Origin of the sequence: Cupriavidus nantongensis (genome assembly GCF_041726985.1) — a bacterium.
GTDB classification, from domain to species: Bacteria; Pseudomonadota; Gammaproteobacteria; order Burkholderiales; family Burkholderiaceae; genus Cupriavidus; species Cupriavidus nantongensis_A.
On the sequence record NZ_CP168302.1, the window covers coordinates 1549568 to 1565744 of the forward strand.

The 16177-nt window shown below is 68.6% G+C and carries 16 protein-coding genes; 7 read left to right on the plus strand and 9 right to left on the minus strand.

Annotated elements, in window-relative coordinates:
• Positions 1-42: 42 nt before the first annotated feature.
• Entirely contained in the window at positions 43-330 is a 288-nt protein-coding gene (locus ACEI37_RS06730) for a GIY-YIG nuclease family protein (protein ID WP_373375991.1), read from the plus strand.
• A gap of 65 nt (positions 331-395) precedes the next feature.
• Here the strand turns inward: ACEI37_RS06730 and ACEI37_RS06735 are convergent, their stop codons facing one another.
• Both ACEI37_RS06735 and ACEI37_RS06740 read right to left on the minus strand, forming a co-directional pair.
• Entirely contained in the window at positions 396-818 is a 423-nt protein-coding gene (locus ACEI37_RS06735) for an organic hydroperoxide resistance protein (protein WP_012355022.1), read from the minus strand.
• 52 nt (positions 819-870) lie between these two features.
• The gene (locus ACEI37_RS06740) at positions 871-1347 is read right to left on the minus strand and encodes a MarR family winged helix-turn-helix transcriptional regulator (RefSeq protein WP_373375992.1); all 477 of its coding nucleotides are present in this window, start codon (positions 1345-1347) and stop codon (positions 871-873) included.
• 172 nt (positions 1348-1519) lie between these two features.
• On the opposite strand from ACEI37_RS06740, the gene ACEI37_RS06745 reads away from it, so the two are divergent.
• Entirely contained in the window at positions 1520-2986 is a 1467-nt protein-coding gene (locus ACEI37_RS06745) for a DegQ family serine endoprotease (RefSeq protein ID WP_373375993.1), read from the plus strand.
• Between the two features lie 271 nt (positions 2987-3257).
• The gene (locus tag ACEI37_RS06750; RefSeq protein WP_018004792.1) at positions 3258-3590 is read left to right on the plus strand and encodes a hypothetical protein; all 333 of its coding nucleotides are present in this window, start codon (positions 3258-3260) and stop codon (positions 3588-3590) included.
• Positions 3591-3820: 230 nt separating this feature from the next.
• Here ACEI37_RS06750 and ACEI37_RS06755 read toward each other — a convergent pair whose 3' ends face one another.
• Genes ACEI37_RS06755 through ACEI37_RS06765 form a run of 3 tightly spaced genes read right to left on the minus strand, consistent with a single transcriptional unit; the run spans position 3821 to position 7751 of the window.
• On the minus strand, positions 3821-5791 hold the full coding sequence (locus ACEI37_RS06755; protein WP_373375994.1) for a DUF3488 and DUF4129 domain-containing transglutaminase family protein: 1971 nt from the start codon (positions 5789-5791) through the stop codon (positions 3821-3823).
• Positions 5788-6819, minus strand: coding sequence for a DUF58 domain-containing protein (locus ACEI37_RS06760; RefSeq protein ID WP_373375995.1), 1032 nt, complete (start codon positions 6817-6819; stop codon positions 5788-5790). Before ACEI37_RS06760 ends, ACEI37_RS06755 begins: the two co-directional genes overlap by 4 nt.
• A 5-nt stretch (positions 6820-6824) precedes the next feature.
• Positions 6825-7751 carry an AAA family ATPase gene (locus ACEI37_RS06765; protein WP_373375996.1) on the minus strand — a complete coding sequence of 309 codons (927 nt, stop codon included), beginning with the start codon at positions 7749-7751 and terminating at the stop codon, positions 6825-6827.
• A gap of 264 nt (positions 7752-8015) precedes the next feature.
• Between ACEI37_RS06765 and ACEI37_RS06770 the strand changes: the two genes are divergently transcribed.
• Positions 8016-8837 carry a phytanoyl-CoA dioxygenase family protein gene (locus tag ACEI37_RS06770; protein WP_373375997.1) on the plus strand — a complete coding sequence of 274 codons (822 nt, stop codon included), beginning with the start codon at positions 8016-8018 and terminating at the stop codon, positions 8835-8837.
• A gap of 16 nt (positions 8838-8853) precedes the next feature.
• Here the strand turns inward: ACEI37_RS06770 and ACEI37_RS06775 are convergent, their stop codons facing one another.
• Together ACEI37_RS06775 and ACEI37_RS06780 are read right to left on the minus strand one after the other, a co-directional pair.
• Complete coding sequence (locus ACEI37_RS06775; RefSeq protein ID WP_373375998.1) at positions 8854-9693, minus strand: IclR family transcriptional regulator; 840 nt, start codon at positions 9691-9693, stop codon at positions 8854-8856.
• A gap of 113 nt (positions 9694-9806) precedes the next feature.
• Positions 9807-11417 (minus strand): MFS transporter, encoded by a 1611-nt coding sequence (locus tag ACEI37_RS06780; RefSeq protein ID WP_373375999.1) that lies wholly within the window; start codon positions 11415-11417, stop codon positions 9807-9809.
• A 61-nt stretch (positions 11418-11478) separates the two neighbouring features.
• On the opposite strand from ACEI37_RS06780, the gene ACEI37_RS06785 reads away from it, so the two are divergent.
• On the plus strand, positions 11479-12465 hold the full coding sequence (locus ACEI37_RS06785) for a LysR family transcriptional regulator (RefSeq protein WP_373376000.1): 987 nt from the start codon (positions 11479-11481) through the stop codon (positions 12463-12465).
• 45 nt (positions 12466-12510) lie between these two features.
• On the opposite strand, the gene ACEI37_RS06790 is transcribed toward ACEI37_RS06785, so the two are convergent.
• Positions 12511-13071: a YggT family protein gene (locus ACEI37_RS06790; protein ID WP_373376001.1), complete on the minus strand. Its 561-nt coding sequence runs from the start codon at positions 13069-13071 to the stop codon at positions 12511-12513.
• 188 nt (positions 13072-13259) lie between these two features.
• Here ACEI37_RS06790 and ACEI37_RS06795 point away from each other — a divergent pair, with 188 nt between their 5' ends.
• Together ACEI37_RS06795 and ACEI37_RS06800 are read left to right on the plus strand one after the other, a co-directional pair.
• Positions 13260-13718 carry a MarR family winged helix-turn-helix transcriptional regulator gene (locus ACEI37_RS06795; protein ID WP_373376002.1) on the plus strand — a complete coding sequence of 153 codons (459 nt, stop codon included), beginning with the start codon at positions 13260-13262 and terminating at the stop codon, positions 13716-13718.
• Positions 13719-13859: 141 nt separating this feature from the next.
• Entirely contained in the window at positions 13860-14531 is a 672-nt protein-coding gene (locus tag ACEI37_RS06800; protein WP_373376003.1) for a glycine zipper 2TM domain-containing protein, read from the plus strand.
• 5 nt (positions 14532-14536) lie between these two features.
• Here the strand turns inward: ACEI37_RS06800 and ACEI37_RS06805 are convergent, their stop codons facing one another.
• The gene (locus ACEI37_RS06805) at positions 14537-16084 is read right to left on the minus strand and encodes an acyl-CoA synthetase (protein WP_373376004.1); all 1548 of its coding nucleotides are present in this window, start codon (positions 16082-16084) and stop codon (positions 14537-14539) included.
• Between the last annotated feature and the right edge of the window lie 93 nt (positions 16085-16177).

Here is a 16177-nt window from a genome sequence, read left to right on the forward strand (position 1 = left end):
GTAACGCCGTAATACCATTCCCGCAGTTCACCGTTTCCGCCCATGTCTGCTGACTGCGCCTGGTATCTCTACCTGCTCGAATGCACCGGCGATTCCATTTACACCGGAATCACCACGGACGTGGCGCGCCGTTTTGCCGAACACCAGTCCGGCAAAGGCGCCAAATATACCCGCTCGCGCAAACCGATTCGCGTGCTCGGCCAGTTGCGCTTCGCCACCAAGTCCGAAGCGTTGAAGGCGGAAATCGAAATCAAACGCATGAGTTCGGCGCAGAAGCGATCATTTTGCGCCCAGCTGCCGCCCCTAACCCCGGAGCAGCAGACGGCTTGATATCAGGAAAAAAAGGCCCGCATCGCGCTTGCGATGCGGGGCCTTTTCTTTTTTGGCTTGCCGCTTCAGACCAGGGTCAGCGTAACGTCGATATTGCCGCGGGTCGCATTCGAGTACGGGCACACCTGATGCGCCTGCTCGATCAGCTTCTCGGCGGCTTCACGCTCGAAGCCGGGCAAGGAAATCTTCAGTTCGACCTGGATGCCGAAGCCCTGCGGGATCGGGCCGATTCCGACCGCGCCCTGGATCGATGCATCGGCGGGCACGTTGATCTTCTGCTGGCTGGCGACATAGCGCATCGCACCCAGGAAGCAGGCCGAATAGCCGGCAGCAAACAGCTGCTCCGGATTCAGGCCGTTGCCGGCACCACCCATTTCCTTGGGCACCGCCAGCTTGGCGTCGAGCTGGCCGTCGGAGGTGGTGGCACGGCCATCGCGGCCGCCAGTGGCGGTGGCATGGGCGGTATATACGACTTTCTCGAGTTTCATCTAAGGCTCCGGTTTTGGTTGCCCGCAGGGGCGCCATCGTTAATGCCCGCCGTTAGTCCGGCAAGCTGGAATCGGTCCGCGCTTGTTCGAGCGTCGACCGCAGTGCATGCAAGCGCCGCGTCAGCGCCTGGATCTCTTCGACCGGGCATTGCGTGGCACATAACATCTGTTCAGGAATCCCCTCAGCGCGTCGACGCAGCGCACGGCCAGCGTCAGTCAGGCTGACCAGGACCCTGCGCTCGTCAGCCGCGTCCCGCGTGCGGGTCACCAGACCCGACCCGGCGAGCCGCTTCAGCAACGGTGTCAGCGTGCCCGAATCCAGCGCCAGGCGGTTACCGAGTTCCGAGACCGACAACGTTTCCGTCTCCCACAAGACCAACATCACCAGATACTGCGGATAAGTAAGCCCAAGCCCACTTAGCAGTGGCTTGTACAGCTTGGTCATCGCCAACGAGCTCGAATACAGCGCAAAGCATAGTTGGTGGTCCAGCAAAAGCCAGTCAGTGGCGGAGTCGTTGTCGCGTTCCATGCCCATATATTAGACGCAATTAGATTGTGCGCAAGATAAATTTTCATTCATGTGCGATTCAAGTGGCAGGGGGGATCACGGACCCTTAAGTTTGTTTTAAGTCTTGGTCGCTAGCATGACGGTGTTGCGTCGCATCGTGCCGACGCCAGATGCCAAAAGGAAAGGAACACCTATGATGCGCCAGACCATTGCTCGCACCGCCGTAGGGATCGCGGCCCTGGCCGCGCTCGGCGGCGGCTATGCCTATCTGCAACGAGAAGTCATCACCCCGGGCTACGCGGCTCCCACGCCCGTGGTGGCAGCGGCCCAGCCAGCGGCTGCCGTCGCCAGGCCCATGGACTTTTCCGGCATCGTCGCGCAGTACGGACCCGCGGTGGTCAATATCAGCGTGACCGCGCGCGCACAGCGCACGGCGGTGCAGATGCCGCCCAGCATCGATCCGGACGATCCGCTGTTCCAGTTCTTCAAGCGCTTCGGGCCGCAGTTCCAGGGGCCGCAGGGTGGCCCGCAGCAACTGGTGCGCGGCCAGGGCTCGGGCTTTATCGTCAGCCCCGACGGCCTGATCCTGACCAATGCGCACGTCGTCGATGGCGCGCAGGAAGTGACCGTCAAGCTGACCGACCGCCGCGAGTTCAAGGCCAAGGTGCTCGGTACCGATCCGCAGACCGACGTGGCAGTGATCCGCATCGATGCCAAGGACCTGCCGACCGTGCGCCTGGGCGATCCGTCGCAGGTGCGCGTCGGCGAGCCGGTGCTGGCGATCGGCTCGCCTTACGGCTTCGAGAACACCGTGACCGCGGGCATCGTCAGCGCGAAGTCGCGCTCGCTGCCTGACGACACCTATGTGCCGTTCATCCAGACCGACGTGGCGGTCAATCCCGGCAACTCGGGCGGTCCGCTGTTCAACCAGCGCGGCGAGGTGGTGGGCATCAACTCGCAGATCTACAGCCAGACCGGCGGCTACCAGGGCTTGTCGTTCGCGATCCCGATCGACGTGGCGACCAAGGTGCAGCAGCAGTTGGTTGCGCATGGCAAGGTCACGCGCGGGCGCCTCGGCATCAGCGTGCAGGAGGTCAACCAGGCGCTGGCGCAGTCGTTCGGATTGCCCAAGCCGACCGGCGCGCTGGTGAACTCGGTCGAGCCTGACAGCCCAGCCGCGCGCGCGGGACTGAAGCCGGGCGACGTCATCGTGCAGCTGGACAACGACGTGATCGACCATTCGGGCGACCTGCCGGAGCACGTGGCCGATATCAAGCCGGGCACGCAGAGCTCGCTGAAGATCATCCGCAAGGGGCAACCGATGACGTTGTCGGTGACCGTCGGCACCGCGCGTGACCAGGCGGTGGCGCAAAAAGCGGGCGGCAAGGAGGCCAACGGCCGGCTCGGTCTGGCGGTGCGCCCGCTGTCGCCGGCGGAGAAGCGCGAAAGCGGTATCGAAGGCGGCCTGGTGGTCGAGGACGTGACCGGTCCCGCCGCGCGCGTGGGCATCCAGCCCGGCGACGTGATCCTGTCGCTCAACGGTACGCCGATCGCATCGGTCGATCAGCTGCGGACGCTGGTGGGCAAATCAGGCAAGCAGGTGGCGCTGCTGGTGCAGCGCGATGATGCGCGCATCTTCATTCCACTCGATCTGGGTTGATGCTCGCGGGCACCGCTGCGTGCCCGCAAGCCGTTAACCAGCAAGGCTTTGACGTCCTCGCGGGCCGTATACCCGCACGTATACCGACGCGTTTACGAGTGGGTATACGTGCAGGTATACGGCCCGCTAAGCCTTACCAGAGGCGGGATTCAGCGCAACGAACTGCTTACAGAAAGCGCGCCAGCAGGTATCATCTCGACTGCGATGCACGAAGCATGCGGCGGCAGCCCCCGCCGGCCCTGGTTCTGCTGAATCGACAAAGAGGAAGTCTATGCAGTTGGATTTCACCCGTGCCCCGATGCCGGGTACCGATAGAGCACGGCGACTGACGTCCACGACGTCAGCCACCGGCTCCGCGCCGAAGCCCCGGCGGCGCAAGAAAGAGGTCGCCCCGCACTGGGAGCGCGGCTACCGTTCGCATTTCTACCGCAACGAGCGCGGCGACAAGCTTGGCGAAGTGCGCCTGTCCGAACGCGGCGAGCTTCCGGTGGTCTACCACTGGGCCGCCGGCAACTACTCCGGCGCGGAAGGCTCGCTGGCCCACGCCCGTGCGCGCGTGGAAGAGACCATTGGTTTCGGCATGCGCCAGCTGTCGCTGTTCTGAGCAGGATCTTCGCCGGTGCCGCGTTCGCCGGCACTGCGACCCGTCCGCGCCCACCCTTCGCGCGCGGCGCCTTCGCTTCTCCCTGATCTTCCCAGTTGTTTCTGTAATCTCCCCTGGCGTAGTCTTCAGCCGGCGCAGTTCTGGCCAGTCCGGCAATCAGCCGATAGATGTCTCGAAAGCGATCCGTGTCGCCTGCTGCGTGATTGGCGCGCCCAACATGCAGCCGCCCGTTATCGACGCAATGCCGCCGAGATGCCGCGGATGCCCGCCCGCATCGACGTCAGAACCTGCGCCCGTGTTTCGGCCGGCAGGTTGCCGTAGCGCAGGCTGACATAGGCGGCGCTGACGGCGGCGATCGCCTCGCCGGCGCGCGGCAACTGCTTGCTGGCCCGCTCTGCAAAGTCCTGCGGTCCTTCGGCCGGCGCGCGCATGCAGCCGTGGCGGGCGAGCACGGCGCAGAAGCGCGCATAGGCCGCGCCGACCGGATCCGCCGGCACCCGCCGCCGCCACAGCGGCACCAGCGCCAGCAGGCACAGCATGCCAAGCACGGCCGCCAGCAACGGTCCGGCACCGGCGCTGGTGCCGAGCGCCTGCAGCAGCCGCTGCTGCCGCGCATGGTCGTACTGCAGCACCCAGCGCTGCCAGGTGTAGACCATGCCCTCATAGGCCCAGCGCAGGTCCTTTAGCCATGCCGGCTGCCGCGACGGACGCCAGTCGGCGGCTTCGTTGCCGACGACCGCATCCAGCCCCTGCTCGATGCGGCTGGGCGCGACCGCGCTGGTCGGGTCCACGCGGATCCAGCCGCGGCCGTCGAGCCAGACTTCGGCCCATGCATGCGCATCGGACTGGCGCACCACGTAGTGATTGGCCATGGGGTTGTACTCGCCGCCCTGGTAGCCCGTGACCACGCGCGCCGGCACGCCGGCAGCGCGCATCAGGAATACGAAGCTGCTGGCGTAGTGCTCGCAGAAGCCGCGCCGGGTGTCGAACACAAAGCTGTCAATCTGTTCGGCTCCCAGCGGTGGCGGGGTCAGCGTATAGGCGAAAGGCGCCGCCGCGAACAGCCGCAGCGCGGCCTGCACGCGCGCCGCGGGATCGGCATGGTGCTGCGCCCATTGCGCGGCCAGTGCGCGGGCGCGCGGGTTGCCCGGCGGCAGGCTCAGTGCCAGCCGCAGCGTGGCGGGCGGCAGCGCTTCTGCCGGCGGCGACAGCGTGGAATGCGTGCGATAGCGGATGCGTTGCTCCACCGCCCGGCGCGCCATGAATTCGCCATCGGGCGTGATGGCGGCATCCGCGCCGGCGGACAGTGCCTGGCCCCGGTCGAGCACGAACAGCCAGCGTTGCCGGCTGGGTTCCAGCGTAATGCTGATGTCGATACCCGCCGTGCCGCCGGCGCCGGCCGCAGGGGCCAGTTGCTGCCGCCGCAGCCGCGACGGGTGCCAGGTGGTGCCGTCGTATTCCCACAGCACTAGCGCGCGCCAGTAGAGCGCGGATGCAGGCAATGGCGGGCCGGCAATTTCCGCACGCAGGGCGATTTCGGGCGAACGGATCAGTTGCCCCACGCTGCCCGGGCGCATGGTGTCGCTGATGCCGGTGGTGCCGCTCTGCGCCGATTGCGGCAGCTGCCACAACGGGTGCTCCAGGCGCGGGAACAGCACGAACAGCGCCAGCGCCCACGGCAGGCCCAGCAGCGTCATGCGGCCCAGCAGCGGCCAGATCGCCAGCCGGCTGCGCGCTTCGGGGTGATGCAGCAACAGCCAGTTGCGCAGCACCCAGGCGCCGATCGCCAGGCTGTACAGTGCCAGCCAGAACGGCTGGTCGGACAGGTACAGCGTCAGCAGCAGGTAGAAGGACAGCTGCGTGACCAGGGTCGCGTCTGACAGCGCGCGGCATTCCAGCAGCTTGAGGATGACGAAGGCGCCCAGCAGCGCCACCGCCAGCTCGCGCCCGATGCCGCCACCGTCCTGCCACACCAGCGCACAGGCCACCAGCAGCACCAGCATCGCAGTGGTGCCGAGCATCCAGCGCGACGGCAGCGGCGCGCGCCGCCGCCACAGCAGCCAGCGCCACGCCAGCAACAGCACTAGCAGCAGGCTGACCGCCACCGGCAGCGTGCGCGCCTGCGGCGCCAGCACCAGCGCCAGCTGTCCTAGCAGCAGGCCGTGGTCTTCATGCCGCAGCGGCCGGGGCGCGGGTTTCATGCGTGTTCCGCGGCGCGCGCTGTGCCAGGACGCTGCGGCCACAAGGCCAGCGCCTCGAGGCACGCGCGCCGGTGGCTCGCACCGCGCGCCGGCTGCAGTTCGATGCCGGGCAGGCGCAGGCCGATCTCGGCCTCGTCGCCGGCGGCGAGGAGCCACGCGCACAGCCGCGACAGCCGCGCCTCGGACTCCATGCCGGCGGGCAGCGCGTGCCAGTCCAGCCAGCGCGCCGGCTGCCGCGGCGGATCGCCGGCGCGGCTGAACCAGCGGCCGGTGCGCGCGCTGTGCTTCCAGGCGATGCGGTGCAGCGGGTCGCCGCTGCGGTAGCGGCGCAACTGGTCGATGCCGTCTTCGCTGTGCGTTGTGCTGGCGGCCGCATGCGTGTCGTCGCCATGGTCGGGGCGGTGCGCGGGCGGCGGCGGCGGGGCGTCGGCTTCCGGCGCGGGGTAGACCAGCGTCGACAATTCCAGGTCCGCATGGCTCCAGACATGGAACAGGCCGAACGGAAAGCGGCTGGCAATCGTGACCCGCGGCAGCACCAGGCGGCCGCGCTGTGGCGCCGGCACGTGCAGCACCAGCATGCCGCTGGCATTGGCATCCAGCGTCAGCGTTGCGGCGGCGACTTCCGGCATGGCGGACAAGCGCGCCTCGATGCCGATGCGCGCATCGCCGCCACGGCTGTCGACGCGCAGGTGGAACACGGCGTCCTGCCCGGCATGGACCGCCGCCACCGGCCCCGCGGCCACGGCGAGGTCGAGCAGGTTGCGGTAGGCCAGCCACATGCATGACATGCCGATGCCGGCGAGCATGAAGGTCAGCGCAAAACCGAGGCTGATGTTGTAGTTCAGCGAGGTCATCAGCATCGCGGCCAGCACCACCGCAAAGCCGACGCCGCCGCGCGTGGGCAGGATATAGAGATGGCGGCGGTCCAGCAGCACCACGCCGCCCGCACCACCAGCAGGGCGCCGGCTTGCGGTGCGGCGCCGGGCGAGGCGTGGCGTGCCGCCGAGCACGCCCTTGCGCGCCGCCATGGCGTTCAGGGGATCGCCACGCCGGCCAGCAGCGCGGCCAGCAGGCCGTCGACGGCAGCGTGGCCGCCGGCGCCGGCCGGCAACAGGCGGTGCGCGGCCACGGCCATGAACACCGCCTGCACGTCTTCGGGCAGCACCAGGTCGCGCTGTGCCAGCAGGGCCCAGGCGCGCGCGCATGCCAGCAGCGCCAGCCCGGCGCGCGGCGACAGCCCCGCGGCAAAGCCGCCGTGGCTGCGCGTGGCCTGCACCAGCGCCAGCACGTAATCGACCAGCGCCGGGCTGGCGTACACCTGCGCGGCCGCTTCCTGCAGCGCCAGCACCTGGCTGCCATCCATCACCGGCGGCAACTCCGCCGCGCTGGCCCCACCCAGGTACAGCACGCGCTCGAAGGCGGGGTCGGGGTAGCCCAGCGACAGCCGCATGGTGAAGCGGTCCAGCTGGGACTCGGGCAGCGCATGGGTGCCGATCTGCTCCAGCGGATTCTGCGTGGCGATGACGAAAAACGGCGACGGCAGCGCGTGCGTGGCGCCGTCATGGGTCACCTGCCCCTCGGCCATCGCCTCGAGCAGCGCGCTCTGGGTCTTGGGCGGCGCGCGGTTGATCTCGTCGGCCAGCACCACCTGCGCGAACACCGGGCCGCGGTGAAAGCGGAATTCGCCGGCATCGCGGACAAAGACCGACACCCCGATCAGGTCGGCCGGCAACAGGTCGCTGGTGAACTGCACGCGCTGGTAGTGCAGCCCCAGCGTGCGCGCCAGCGCATGCGCCAGCGTGGTCTTGCCCACACCCGGCACGTCTTCCAGCAACAGGTGGCCGCGTGCCAGCATGCAGGCCAGCGCCAGCCGCACCTGTTGTGGCTTGCCAAGGACAATGCGGCCCAGCTGGGCCTGGGCCTCGGCCAGCGAAGCGACGATGCGGGGGCGTGCAGTCACGTGGGACCTCGGCGCGGAGCCTGAAAAAATCGCGGTGGATGCAGGAATTATCGGGCAAAGACCAGCGCATTGTAGCGGCGCGCACCGCAGGCGCGACCGTCTGCTGCCGTACGCAGGCAGCGGCTGGCCCGGCGCGGCACGCAGGCTGCGGATGCGGCGCCTGCGCCAGATGGCGCCGCTTCTGGCATCATGAGCCTGTCGGGCCACCGCGGCCCCTGTTTCTGTTTTCGCCTCTTTGTGCGGCCGTGCGCCGCGCCTGCTGCAATGACCTCGCTGGATCCCTGCGCCGACCTGCCCGCTTCCACCCTGTCCGCCGATGCCGGCGCGCTGCCGCGCCTGGTGCAGGCATTCCATGCCAACGGTTTCGTGATCCTGCGCGGTTTTGCCGACGAGCCGGCGTGCGCGGCACTGGAGGCGGTGACGCGCCAGCATCTTGCCGCGACGGTGCCGCCGGTGGAGTTCGAGGCCGACCTCGGCTATCCGGGCGCCCCGGCCACGCGCGATGCCACCGGCGGCGGCACGGTCAGGCGCCTGCGCCAGGCCTACGGGCGCGATGCGGTATTCCGCCGCTGGGCCAGCGATCCCAAGCTGGTGGCGGTGGTGCAGGCCCTGCTGGGCGAGCCCGCCCGCATCACGCTGGCGCATCACAACTGCGTGATGACCAAGCATCCGCACTACGGCAGCCAGACCGGCTGGCACCGCGATACCCGCTACTGGTCGTTTGCGCGGCCGGAACTGGTGACGGTGTGGCTGGCGCTGGGCGACGAGGACGAGCGCAATGGCGTGCTGCGCGTCATCCCGGGTTCGCACCTGGCCAGGCTCGAGCCCGGCCAGCTGGACCCGGCCGAATTCCTGATCGAAGCGCACCCGGCCAGCCAGCCGCTGCTGGATGCCGCGCAGCCGCTGGCGCTGCACCGCGGCGACGTGCTGTGCTTCGACAGCCGGCTGTTCCATGCGGCCGGCCGCAATGCGTCCAACGCGGTCAAGCTGTCGGTGGCGTTCGCCTATTTCGGCGCGAGCAACCGGCCGCTGGACGGCACGCGCTCGGCCGAATTCGGCAGCGTGGAACTGCCCGCGGTGGTCTGATCCGGCGCGGCTGCGCTCAGGTGCGCAGCCCGACCAGTCCGGAGATCTTCTCGGAAGCTTCCAGCAGCGGCGGCAGGAAGCGCTCCAGCATCTCCTGCGCGCTGGTGCGGTTGGCCTGGCCGCTGATGTTGATGGCGGCGATGGTGTGGCCGGCGCGGTTGCGGATCGGCGCAGCCAGCGATACCAGCCCTTCCTCCAGCTCCTGGTCGTTCAGGGCCCAGCCGCGCTGGCGGATATCGGCGACGATGGCCTTGAGCGCGTCCACGTCGGTCACGGTGCGCCCGGTGCGCGCGCGCAGCTCGGTGGCGCGCAGCACGCTGTCGAGCTCGGGCTCGCTCAGCCCGGCCAGCAGCACCCGTCCCATCGACGAGCAATACGCCGGCAGGCGGCTGCCGATCGACAGGTTGATGGTCATGATCTTGCGCGCCGGCACGCGCAGCACGTAGACAATCTCGGTGCCGTCCAGCACCGAGATCGAGCAGCTTTCATGGACCTGCTGCGACAGCGCCTCCATGATCGGCTCGGCCAGGTTCCAGAACGGCATCGAGGTCAGGTAGGCGAAGCCCAGGTCGAGGATCTTGGGCGTGAGCCGGAACAGGCGCCCTTCGGCCCGCACATAGCCCAGCCCCACCAGCGTCAGCAGGATGCGGCGCGCGCCGGCGCGTGTCAGGCCGCTGGCCTGGGCGATTTCGGTCAGGGTCTGGGCCGGGTGCTGCGCGTTGAAGGCGCGGATCACCGACAGCCCGCGTGCAAAGGATTGCACATAGCTGTCGCTCGGCTTTTCGGGCGCGGCGGCGCTGTCGGCGGTCGGCGATGCTGGCGGCGGGGTCTGGCGGGAATCGGTGGGACTGGCCATCTGCGTAGCCCGGCGCGGTTCGCCGGATTGGCACGGAAAGGCCGAAAGGGTAGAGGAAATGCCGACATTGCGCCAGTGCCGGGCCCGGACGGCCCGCGGCGGCCAGGCTGGTCTCAGCGGAAGCTGCGCTGCACCAGCACGAACACCGCCCCCGCCACGCACAGCGCGGCAAAGCCATGCAGCAGGTCCATGCCGGCGAGCAGCGTGGCCTGCCGGTCGACTTCCTGCGACAGTTTGGCCAGTCCCGCGGCGGAGAGCGCGTCGGGCATCTGCAGCGCCGGGTTGAAGCGGGTGATGTGCTCGACCAGGTGGGTGCGGTGCTGCGCCAGGCCGTCCTGCATGAACACGCTCGCCAGTCCGGTGCCCATGGCCGAGGCGATCTGCTTGCACACGTTCTTGAACTGGTAGGCGTGCGAGAAATCCTCGACCGGCACTTCCAGGTAGGTCATCGACGCCACCTGCACCATCAGCAGCACCGGCGTCAGTCCCTCGAGCAGCACCACCGGCACCAGCGCGTAGTCCGGCGCGCCCGGCATCAGCTGGGTCGACAGCAGCATCGCCGCGCAGGCGTACACGACAAAGCCGATCGCGATCACGCGCCGCTTGCGGAACACCAGCGCCATGCCCAGCGTGATCACGATGGCGCCGATGGCGGAGACCGTGCCGCTGGTCGACAGCAGCATGCAGGTGGTGCGGAAGGTCAGCCCGAGCCCGGTCTGCGTCAGCGTCGGCAGCAGGAACGACCATGCCGACGACAGCAGGTAGTACAGCGTGTAGAAGCCCAGCCCGTACAGGTACTGGCGCCCGGCCAGGCGCGAGAAGTCGATCCATGGGTCCGGATGGCGATACAGCCGCCAGGCGCTGAAGGCAAACAGCGCCACGCCGCACAGCGCGGCCAGCGGCATCTCCAGCGAGCTGAAGAAGCGCGTGTAGCGCATTTCCTGCAGCGTATGCAGGAACACCAGCGCGCCCAGCGCGGCGGCGATGGCGGCGGGCCAGTCCAGCGTCGACACCGGCGGATGCGGATCGCGTGGCGCACGGGTAGGGTAGGTCAGCGCGACCGACAGCAGCACCGGCACCGCAATGCCGGCCTGGAACAGGAACACCGCGCGCCAGCCGATATCGTCCAGGAAGATGCTGGTCAGCCAGGGCGTGATCGCCAGCATCGAGAACGCGCCGCCGCCGAAGCGCAGCATCAGCGGCGCGCGCTCGGCCGGCGTCGACACCAGTTGCACCAGGATGCGCGAGGCCGCGAACAGGCCGCCCGCGCCCAGCCCCTGCACCGCCTTGCCGGTGATCAGCCCGGCCGGGCTGGCGAACTCCGCGCAGATCAGCGAGCCGGCGATGAACACTAGCAGCGACACCATGGTGAAGCGCTTGTACGTGATGCGGCGCGCGAGCTGGTCCAGCACCATGTTCATCAGCACCGCGGTGGCGGCGTAGGCCGAGATCGCGTACAGGTAGTCTTCCGGCGCGGCACCGACGCCGCCCTGGATATGCTGGCTGGCCACGCCCATCATCAGCGTGGACGAGAAGTCGATGCCGGTCACCAGACCCAGCGTCAGGCCGAACAATGAAAGACGCCAGTGACCCATCTCTGGGTGACTGGCGATTTGCATAGGCGGGCGCTGGAAGCTGCCGGTGCCGGGGGCGGCGGGGGCGGGGATGGCTGGAATGGCGGGGGCTAGCGCGTCCGATCCAGCCTGGACAGGCGTTTGTTGCATCGCTCAAGCATAATGTAGGCCCACCGTCGAGAACTACAGGTTGTCAGGGAAACATTGTCCGGTGAACGAAACAATCCAATGGAATGACTGGGAGGCGTTCTGCTGCGTGGTCGAGCAGGGCACGTTCACGGCCGCGGCGGAGCAGCTCGACTGTCCCAAGTCACGCGTGTCGGCCGCGGTCGCACGGCTGGAAACCGCCATCGGCGCCAAGCTGCTGGAGCGCACCACGCGCCGCATGCGCCTCACCGACGCCGGCAAGGCGGTCTATCGCGACGTCGCCCCGCTGTTCGCGCGGCTGCGCGAAATCCGCCAGGAAACGCTGGCGCGGGAAGAGCGCGTGCAGGGCGTGCTGCGCATCGCCACGCCCTATGAATTCGGCGCGCAGCAGCTCGGCGGCGTGATCTGCCGCACGCTCGCGGCACACCCCGCGCTGGATGTGGCGGTGGAAATCACGCAGGGCATGGTCGATCCGATCCGGGACGGCTTTGACATCGCCTTTGTCATTGTCGACGCCGACTTGCCTGATTCGGGCACGGTGGCGCGCCGGATCTACCATGTCGAACGCGGCCTGTTCGCCGCGCCGGCGCTGGCGGCCAGCCTGCCGGCGCAGCTGCGCCCGGAAGACCTGGCCAATATGCCGACGCTGACCACGCCCGGCGACACGGTGTGGGAATTCACGCGCGACGACCAGACCGTATCGGTGCCGATCCGGCCGCGCATGCAGACCCACAATGCCGAACTGCGCCTGCAGGGCGCGCTGGCGGGGCTGGGCATCGCGCGGCTGTCGGTGATCTATTGCGAGGCCGAGGTCGCACAGGGGCGGCTGGTGCGCGTGCTGCCTGACTATCCGCTGCCGCCGCTGCGCGTGTTCGCGCTGCTGCCGGACCGCCGCCTGCAGCCACGCAAGGTGCGGGCCTTCATGGAAGCGATCGAATCGATGATGGTGTCGGAGCTGCCGCCGGAAGGCGATGCCGAGACGGCGCGGGACGCGGGGCTGGATGCCGCCGCAGACGGGCTGGCCCCGGGAGAGGCGCGCACGGCGGGCTGAGGGCGCAGTCGGTGAAGGCGTTGGCCGGTCCTGCGCCCGGATCCGTCAGTGCATGCCGATGATGCCAGCGCCCAGCCGGGCCAGGACCATCAACAGGATCTGCGCAATCACGAACAGCACCAGCGGCGAGATATCGAAGCCGCCCAGGCGCGGCACCACGCGCTGGATCGGGCGCAGCACCGGCGCGGTCAGGTGGTCGATGGCCGGGGTGATCGGCGAATGCGGGTTGACCCACGACAGGATCGCCATCAGCAGCGTCACCCACATCACCAGGCTGATGGCCCACTTCAGCACATAGAGCACGGCGGTCAGCAGCATGGCGGGCAGGAAGCCCAGCAGGTCGATGCCGCTGATCAGCGCGACCAAAGCCAGAAATACCACCGCGGTCAGCCACGCCGCCAGGATCGTGGCCCAGTCGATGCCGCCCACGCCCGGGATGATCCGGCGCAGCGGCCGCACCAGCCAGTCGGTGATCTGGAACACGCCCTGCGAGACCGGGTTGCGCGTTGGCAGCCGCGTCAGCTGCATCCAGACGCGCAGCAGCAGCGCCATGCCGAACAGGGTAAAGACGGTATCCAGCAGGAAGAGAGCGATTTCCGAGAACATCGGTGCGTTTTCCGGTGACGGGTGAAGGTGTCTGCAACCGCACAGATTCTGCCATAGCCGGGCACGCGCACGGCGCAAACCGGGATCGGCTGCCGCTGTGCCGCGCGGCCCCTATAATTGCGAGCGCCCGCCGCGGGCGTGCGCGGACTGCCGCGCCTTCATTCTCTTTTCGCGTTTTTTTGCCGCCCATGCCCAGCAAGTCCGCCTCGTCGCCGCAACCCGCCCCGCTCAGCAAGGCCGACTTCGAGGCACTGTCCGACTTCCGCTACCAGCTGCGCCGCTTCCTGCGGTTTTCCGAAGACGCGGCGCGCGCGGAAGGGCTGACGGTGCAGCAGTACCTGCTGCTGCTGCATATCCGCGGCTGCGCCGACAAGGACTGGGCCTCGATCGGCGAACTGGCCGAGCGCCTGCAGGCCAAGCAGCATGGCGTGGTGGCACTGGTCAATCGCTGCGAGGCGGCCGGGCTGGTCAAGCGGCGCCTCAATCCCGAAGACCGCCGCGTGGTGCAGGTGCACCTGACCGCCAAGGGCGAGCGCTACCTGAACCGGCTGGCGATGCTGCACCGGACCGAGCTGGAATCGCTGCGCGGCGCGTTCCGCGTGGCCCGCATCACGCAGTTCAACGACGACGGCGCGGAGCGCGGCTGAATGCCGCCGGGCGCGGTCACGCCAGCACCGCAGGCCGTTACAGGCGGTTACCAATCACAAGCTCCGGTGACACCCGCTGGCCGGCGGCGGCCCTAGACTCGCGCGCATTCCCCAACACGCGCAGCGCGCAGGAGTCCTGACATGTCCATCCCCTTTCGTTCGGTTGTGCTTGCGGTGCTTGGCGCCGGTGCGCTGGCCGGGTGTGCCACGCCGTATGGCTACGACAACGGCTATGGCGCCGGGTATGGCGGGGGCTACGGCGGAGGCTATGGCAACAGTGTCTATGGCAGCACGGGCTACGGCAGCGGCACCACCATCAGCGGTTACCCGCAGCAGGGCTATCCGCAGCAGGGGTATCCGCAGCAGGGGTATCCGCAGCAGGACTATCCGCAGTCTTCGTATCCGCAGCAGCCGTATCCCCAGCCCTCGTACCAGGACGGCAGCTATGGCAACGGCTACGGCAACCCGGCCTATGGCGTGCGCTACGGGTGGGTCGAGGGCATCGAGGTGGTGCCGGGCCAGCCGCCGTCGACCAGCGGCGCGGGCGCCGTGGTGGGCGGCATCGTCGGCGGGCTGCTGGGCCACCAGGTAGGCGGCGGCCGCGGCAATACCGTGGCGACGATCGGCGGCGCCGTGGCGGGCGCGGTGGCCGGCAACGAAGTCGAGAAGCGCACCGGCACCAATGCCCCGGCCTACCGTGTGCGCGTGCGCACCAGCGACAACGCCTACCTGACGCTGACCCAGTCCAACGCCTACCAGATGCGCATCGGCGACCGCGTCAGGATCGAGAACGGCGTGGCCGTGCCGTACTGAGCGCGTCAGTCCGTGCCGAACAGCTGCGCGTAATCCTCGCGCAGCTGGCGCTTGAGCAGCTTGCCCGCGGTATTGCGCGGCAGGTCGGCGACGAACACGATGCGCTTGGGCACCTTGAACGGTGCCAGCGCCTCGCGTGCATGTGCGATCAGATCCTTCTCGGTGGCGTCCTCGTGGCCGCGCTTGCGCACCACGCACGCCGTTACCGCCTCGACCCACTTCGGGTGCGGCAGCGCAAAGACCGCCGCTTCGGCCACCGCGCCATGCGTGTACAGGCACTCTTCCACTTCGCGGCTCGACACCAGCACGCCGCCCGAGTTGATCACGTCCTTGATCCGGTCCACCACATACAGGTAGCCCTCGGCATCCATGTAGCCGAGGTCGCCGGAATGGAACCAGCCGCCGGCGAAGGCTTCGGCGGTCTGCTCCGGCTTGTCCCAGTAGTGCGTCAGCAACTGCGGCGAGCGATGCACGATCTCGCCCAGCTCGCCCGGCGGCACGTCCCGCAGGGTTTCATCGACGATACGGGTCTCGACATTCAAGACCGGCCGCCCCGCCGAGGCCGGACGCGCGGCGTGCTCGTCGGGTCCCAGCACCGTGGCCAGGGGCCCGATCTCGCTTTGCCCGTAGCAGTTGTAGAAGCGCAGCGCCGGCAGTTTCTGCTGCAGCTCCAGCAGCACCGGCACCGGCATGATCGAGGCGCCGTAATAGGCCTTGGTCAGCGTACCCAGCCGGGCCGGGTCGAACTCCGCGTGGCGCAGCAGCGCGATCCATACCGTCGGCGGCGCAAAGAAGCTGGTGATGCGTTCGGCGTGAATGGTGCGAAGGCAATAGCCGGCTTCCGGGCTGTCGGCGATCAGCGTGGTGCCGCCGCACAGCAGCAGCGGCATCAGGAACACATGCATCTGCGCCGAGTGGTATAGCGGCAGTGCCGCCAGCGAATAGTCCGACGCGCGGATATCGCAGGCGGCGATGGTGCTGAAGTATTCGGCCAGCAGCGCGCGATGCGTCAGCACGGCACCCTTGGGCGCGGAGGTGGTGCCTGAGGTGTACAGGATCTGCGCGGGCGCGGACTCGGCGAGGGCGTCGGACACCGGCACGGCGGGGCCGTCGGCGGCCGCGGCGAGAATATCGGTGCGACGATCGCCGCTGTGCAGCGTGCCGTGGACCTTGCACGGCAGGCCGTCGACGCGCTCGGCCAGCGCCGGGTCGGAAAAGATCGCGCTGGCGCCTGCTTGCGTGACGATGTACTCGGCCTCGGCCCGCGTCATCGAGAAATTCACCGGCACATGGATCAGGCCGCTGCGCAGGCAGGCCAGCCACAGCAGCACATAGGCGTCGGAGTTCTTGCCGAAGGCGGCGACGCGGTCGCCGGGACGCAGGCCCCATTGCGCCAGCGCGCCGGCCACGCGCGCCGTGGCGTCATCGAGCTGGCGGTAGCTCCAGCACCGCTCGCCGAAACGGATCGCGGTCTTGTCCGGACTGCGCCGCACCGCGCGGGCAATGGCGTCGGGGATGGTGTTGCGCAGGGCGCGCTGCTGCTCTGACTGCATGGTGGTCTCCACTGTTATGGTTGGGGTCCAGCAAGTCTTGAAGCCAAGCGCCGAGGATAAGGCGTGCCGGCTTGCCATGGCAAGCCGCACGCC

Bases quoted from the DNA above. Each gene is read 5' to 3' on its own strand.
- ACEI37_RS06740 (WP_373375992.1), bottom strand. From the start codon at position 1,347: ATGGAACGCGACAACGACTCCGCCACTGACTGGCTTTTGCTGGACCAC.
- ACEI37_RS06735 (WP_012355022.1), bottom strand. From the start codon at position 818: ATGAAACTCGAGAAAGTCGTATATACCGCCCATGCCACCGCCACTGGC.
- ACEI37_RS06805 (WP_373376004.1), bottom strand. From the start codon at position 16,084: ATGCAGTCAGAGCAGCAGCGCGCCCTGCGCAACACCATCCCCGACGCC.
- ACEI37_RS06760 (WP_373375995.1), bottom strand. From the start codon at position 6,819: ATGGCGGCGCGCAAGGGCGTGCTCGGCGGCACGCCACGCCTCGCCCGG.
- ACEI37_RS06750 (WP_018004792.1), top strand. From the start codon at position 3,258: ATGCAGTTGGATTTCACCCGTGCCCCGATGCCGGGTACCGATAGAGCA.
- ACEI37_RS06745 (WP_373375993.1), top strand. From the start codon at position 1,520: ATGATGCGCCAGACCATTGCTCGCACCGCCGTAGGGATCGCGGCCCTG.
- ACEI37_RS06770 (WP_373375997.1), top strand. From the start codon at position 8,016: ATGACCTCGCTGGATCCCTGCGCCGACCTGCCCGCTTCCACCCTGTCC.
- ACEI37_RS06780 (WP_373375999.1), bottom strand. From the start codon at position 11,417: ATGCAACAAACGCCTGTCCAGGCTGGATCGGACGCGCTAGCCCCCGCC.
- ACEI37_RS06795 (WP_373376002.1), top strand. From the start codon at position 13,260: ATGCCCAGCAAGTCCGCCTCGTCGCCGCAACCCGCCCCGCTCAGCAAG.
- ACEI37_RS06775 (WP_373375998.1), bottom strand. From the start codon at position 9,693: ATGGCCAGTCCCACCGATTCCCGCCAGACCCCGCCGCCAGCATCGCCG.
- ACEI37_RS06730 (WP_373375991.1), top strand. From the start codon at position 43: ATGTCTGCTGACTGCGCCTGGTATCTCTACCTGCTCGAATGCACCGGC.
- ACEI37_RS06800 (WP_373376003.1), top strand. From the start codon at position 13,860: ATGTCCATCCCCTTTCGTTCGGTTGTGCTTGCGGTGCTTGGCGCCGGT.
- ACEI37_RS06755 (WP_373375994.1), bottom strand. From the start codon at position 5,791: ATGAAACCCGCGCCCCGGCCGCTGCGGCATGAAGACCACGGCCTGCTG.
- ACEI37_RS06790 (WP_373376001.1), bottom strand. From the start codon at position 13,071: ATGTTCTCGGAAATCGCTCTCTTCCTGCTGGATACCGTCTTTACCCTG.